This window comes from Amycolatopsis rhizosphaerae (assembly GCF_007713715.1).
GTDB classification, from domain to species: domain Bacteria; phylum Actinomycetota; class Actinomycetes; order Mycobacteriales; family Pseudonocardiaceae; genus Amycolatopsis_E; species Amycolatopsis_E rhizosphaerae.
In genome coordinates this window covers 1-4,647 of sequence record NZ_VJWX01000547.1, presented here as the reverse complement: position 1 = coordinate 4,647, position 4,647 = coordinate 1, and the positions used below count along the sequence as shown (strand labels likewise).

Genomic DNA, 4,647 nt, shown 5'->3' with positions numbered 1-4,647 from the left:
CACCTGCACGAGGGTGGGACACAAGCGCACGAGCGTGGGACTCGCCCGGCGGGTGTTGGCCGTGAAGGGTCCCTTCACGGGAAGCGCCCAGGCCTGGCGAGCACCACCCAGTGGTCGGGCTCGCCCTACCCCGTTTTCTCCGGCCTGGCCCAGTGCCTCGCGGACGCCCGCCTGGGAGGTTGGCGGGAACCGAAAGGGCCGAGATGAACAAATCCTTCTTCGCCGTTGCGGCAGGCGGAGCGAGTTCCGCGATCCTGTTCTACTTCGGCACCGGACTCGCTCCCGTTGCCGCGCTGACCTGGCTCGCGCCGCTGCCGGTGCTGCTGCTCGCACCACGCATGCGGTGGGGAACCGCGCTCGTCGTCGCGTTCTGCGCGTATCTGCTCGGCACGGCCAACAGTTGGGCATTCCATCTGCATTCCCACGACGAGCCGATGGTCCCGGCCGGCCTGATGATCATCCTCGGCATGTCGCTGACGTTCGTGCTCACCGTCTGGCTCTTCCGCGCGCTCGTGGCCCGGGGTCGCGCGCTTCCGGCCGCCTTCTGCCCGGCGGCGGCATGGACGGCCGTGTGGTTCATCGTTTCGGCCACCAATCCGATGGGATTGATGGGCACGTTCGCCAACGATCAAGGCGACGCGCCGTTGGTGCTGCAGAGCGCCGCTGTGGGCGGGATGTGGATGGTCGAGTTCTTGGTGATGTTCACGCCGTGCGCGATCGCGGCGCTGCTCTCGCCCGCCGTGACGGCAGGCGCCCGGCGATGTACCGCGGCGGTGGCCGTGGTGGTGTTCGCTTCAGCGCTGGGTTTCGGCGCCCTGCGCCTGGGCGGCACCGGTGGTGCGCCGCACCGGGTCGCGGCCATCGCGCCCAACCAGTTCGCGTGGGCACCTCCGGTCAGCGACGATCGTGTGGCCGGCTATGTCCACGAGATCGAGCACCTGCCGGAAGGCGTCCGGACCGTGGTGCTGCCGGAGGGTGCCTTCGGCTCCGACCAGGCCGACCCCGCCGCCCTCGTCCTGCCGATGCGCCGGGCCGCTCAGGTTCGCGGCGTCGACATCGTGCTCGGCTTCGTCCAGACCAAGGGCGCCGACCACGGCAACTTCGCACTGGTCTTCCCCGCGGACGGCGGGAATCCCTTGCGGTACCTCAAACAGCATGACCTTGTCAGCCCGCCCGGACATGATCTGGTGTTCTCGCCGGGGACCGGAACAGGAGTCGAGATCTGTGCCGACCTGAACTTCGCGCGGCCCAGCCGCGACTACGGCGCGGAGGGCGCCACCCTGCTCGCGGTCCCCGCTTCGGACAACAACGAAAACGGCTGGCAGCACAGCCGTATGGCGACGCTGCGGGGCGTGGAGAACGGGATACCCGTGGTCTGGTCGGGCCAGAACGGCACGCTCGTGATCTCCGACGGCTGGGGCCGGGTGCTCACTCAGGCACACACCGGCGGGCCGGGACCGTTCACCACGATCGCCGCCGAAGTGCGGGGTCCGGGCGGGACGGTCTACAGCCGCTTCGGCGACTGGTTCGCCTGGCTGTGTCTCGTCGTCGCGCTCGGCGGCCTGATCGCGGCCCTGCCTTTCAGGCTTCCGGGAGGGGTCGTTTCCCGGCACTACGCCATATAGTAGGTTCCGACTATTAGGAACCTACTGGAGTGAGATGGCGAAGCGGAAGATCTCCAACACGTTGGCGCTGGCCGTGCTGGGCCTGCTGCAGGAACAGCCGATGCACCCCTACGAGATGGCCTCCGTCCTGCGAGAACGGCACAAGGACAGCAGCTTCAAGGTCAACTCCGGCTCGCTGTACGACACCGTCGAAGCGCTGGTCCGGCACGGCTGGATCGAACCGGTCGAGACGGCGCGTGAGGGCAGGCGGCCGGAGCGGACCGTGTACGCGCCCACCGAACTCGGCCGGGCCGAATTCGTCGGCTGGATCGACGAACTGATCCGCACCCCCGTCACCGAATACCCCAAGTTCATGGCCGCGGTCTCCTATCTCGGCGCACTCGGGCCGGACGGTGCGGCGGACGCGCTGGCCGAACGAGCGGAACAACTCGGCGGGCGGATCGAGGAGACCAGGGCGGTACTGGCCGACACCGTCGGCTCCGGCCGGGTCCCCCGCCTGTTCATGATCGAAGTCGAGTGCGCGCTGCACGCCTGGGAGGCCGAACTGGACTGGACACGGCGGACCATCGCCGAGATCCGGGACGGCAGCCTGCACTGGCCGCGGCTCGAACGAACCGACCAGGGGTGGAGCTGGTCCGCTCCCCCGGACACGAAGGGAAATCAATGATCGACACGGCCGAGGTGCTGATCGTCGGCGCCGGTCCCGCAGGGCTTCTCCTCACCGGCGAACTCCGGCGCGCCGGGGTCGAGACGGTCGTACTCGAACGACATCCCCGGCGGCCGGGCTTCTGCCGGGGCTTCAACCTCAACGCCCGCGCCCTGGACCTGCTCGCGCGGCGCGGGCTCGCCGACCGGTTCGTCGCCGAAGGATGGCCGGTGCCGCATGCGGCGTTCACCGGTCTGCCGGTGACGCTCGGCCTCGCCGAAACACACACCGACCACCCGTATTCGCTGGGAATTCCCCAAACACGGGTCGAAGAAGTCCTCGAAGCGCACGCCCTCGATCTCGGCGCCGAGATCCGGCGCGGACACGAACTGCGCACCCTGGAACAGGATTCCGAGTCCGTCCTCGCCACCGTCACCACGGGCGATCGCGAATACCGCGTCCGGGCCGCGTATCTGGTCGGTTGCGACGGAGGTCGCAGCACAGTCCGCAAACAGGCCGGCATCGACTTTCCCGGCACCGAAGCGACCCGCTTCTCCTTACTGGGGGACGTCGAACTCGCCGAGCCGGACTCGTTGCCCTTCGGTTTCACCGCGGGGCCCGGTGGGAAGGTGTTCGTCATTCCCCGCCCCGGCTACGTCCGGATCATCACCGAAGACGGGCAGCCCCCCGCGGACAAGGACACCCCGGTCACCCTGGACCTCCTGCAAACCGCCGTGGACGACGCGCTCGGGCGGCACGTCGAACTGCGCGCCGCGCGCTGGCTGACCCGGTTCGGCGACGCGACCCGGCAGGCGGCCGAGTACGTCCGGGGCCGGATCCTCCTGGCCGGGGACGCCGCACACATCCACCCGCCCGCCGGGGCGATCGGCGTCAACGTCGCCCTGGACGATGCCTTCAACCTCGGCTGGAAACTCGCCGCCACCGTCCGCGGGACCGCGCCCGCGCACCTGCTCGGCAGCTACCATGCCGAACGCCACGCGGCGGGGGCGCATGTGCTGGCCAACACCCGGGCGCAGGTGCTCCTCGGTAACGCCGACGAACGGCTCGCACCACTCGTCGATCTGCTCACCCGCGTCGCACGCCACCCCGCGGGCAACCGGGCCTTCGCCGAAACCATCACCGGCCTGGACACCCGCTACGCCATGCACCCCGACACCGAACACCCGTGGATCGGCCGCCTGGCACCCAACCTTTCACTGGCCACCGGTACCGGCGAGACCGACCTGGCCACGCTGCTGACCCCCGGCCACGCGGTCCTGCTCGACCTGACCGGCGGAAGCGACGTGGGCGAGGCGGCCGCGGGGTGGTCCGACCGCGTCACTCTCATGAAGGCGAGTTGCCCCGCCCGGCCGGAACTCCGGGCAGTCCTCGTGCGGCCGGACGGACACATCGCCTGGCTGCGCACCGGAGATCACGACCACCTCGACGGGCTGAGTCAGGCACTACTGCACTGGCACGGCCCCGCCGCCGGGTAGGAGCTGGTCGTCTTCGAGGCGCACGGTCGTGAACCGCAGGAAGAACTGGACCAACGGGCCCATCACGAGAGCGATCAGCACCGTGCCGAATCCGGCGATTCCGCCCAGAAGCCAGCCTGCGGTCACCACGACCAGCTCGATCGCGGTGCGCACCATCCATATCGGCTTACCGGACACGCGGACGGCGCCGGTCATCAGCCCGTCCCGGGGACCGGAGCCGAACCGCGCGCCGAGGTACACGGCGTCGAAGAAGGTCAGCATGAGCAAGCCCGCCCCGTAGCAGGCAATCCGGCCGGGCAAGGAGTCCGGTGTGGACACCAAGTGCGCCGACAGGTCGGCGGAGGCGCCGACGAGGAGGACGTTCAGAAAGGTTCCCAGGCCGGGAAGTTCGCGGAGTGGAATCCAGAAGAACAGGACGGCCACCGCCGTCAGGTTGGTCGCCCAGCCGAAGGACAGTCCGGTGTGGAGGGAGATCCCTTCGGAAAGGACGTTCCAGCTCGATGCCCCCAGGGAGGAGTCGACCAGCAGGGTGACCGCGACGCCGTATCCCAGCAGCCCCGCGACCAGTTGCGGGAGCCGCCGGAGTTTCTTCCCGGCGCGAAGCTGTTCACGGGCGGTCATCCGCCGCGCCACGAACTGTGGGCCGTTTCCCGGTTGCCGTAACGATGTCACGGCTGCGATCGTGCCCAGCACCCGGCCTTCGGGGAAAGGTCCACATCGGAAACACTGGCCCGATGTGCGTCGATGACGAGGCCGGGGTTGGGCCATGATGGTCTGGTGGACTTCGAGCCCTACCGGGTGAGCTGGTGGTACTGCCGCCGCATGCCGGGCTCGGTCCAGGCCTATGACACCGCTTCCCCTACCCAACGAGGAACCACGC

The 4,647-nt window shown here is 69.2% G+C and carries 4 protein-coding genes; 3 read left to right on the top strand and 1 reads right to left on the bottom strand.

Annotated elements, in window-relative coordinates; translation table 11 throughout:
• Positions 1-203 precede the first annotated feature (203 nt).
• From FNH05_RS32715 to FNH05_RS32705, 3 genes are read left to right on the top strand one after another with little or no spacing between them, the layout of a single operon-like run.
• A complete protein-coding gene (locus FNH05_RS32715; RefSeq protein WP_144592711.1) occupies positions 204-1,625 on the top strand; it encodes a nitrilase-related carbon-nitrogen hydrolase in 1,422 nt (473 codons plus the stop codon).
• Positions 1,626-1,659: 34 nt separating this feature from the next.
• Entirely contained in the window at positions 1,660-2,292 is a 633-nt protein-coding gene (locus FNH05_RS32710; RefSeq protein WP_144592710.1) for a PadR family transcriptional regulator, read from the top strand.
• Positions 2,289-3,767 carry an FAD-dependent monooxygenase gene (locus FNH05_RS32705; protein ID WP_144592709.1) on the top strand — a complete coding sequence of 493 codons (1,479 nt, stop codon included), beginning with the start codon at positions 2,289-2,291 and terminating at the stop codon, positions 3,765-3,767. Before FNH05_RS32710 ends, FNH05_RS32705 begins: the two co-directional genes overlap by 4 nt.
• Here the strand turns inward: FNH05_RS32705 and yczE are convergent.
• Positions 3,735-4,439: a membrane protein YczE gene (gene yczE, locus FNH05_RS32700; RefSeq protein ID WP_246128082.1), complete on the bottom strand. Its 705-nt coding sequence runs from the start codon at positions 4,437-4,439 to the stop codon at positions 3,735-3,737. The genes FNH05_RS32705 and yczE overlap by 33 nt on opposite strands.
• Positions 4,440-4,647 lie beyond the last annotated feature (208 nt).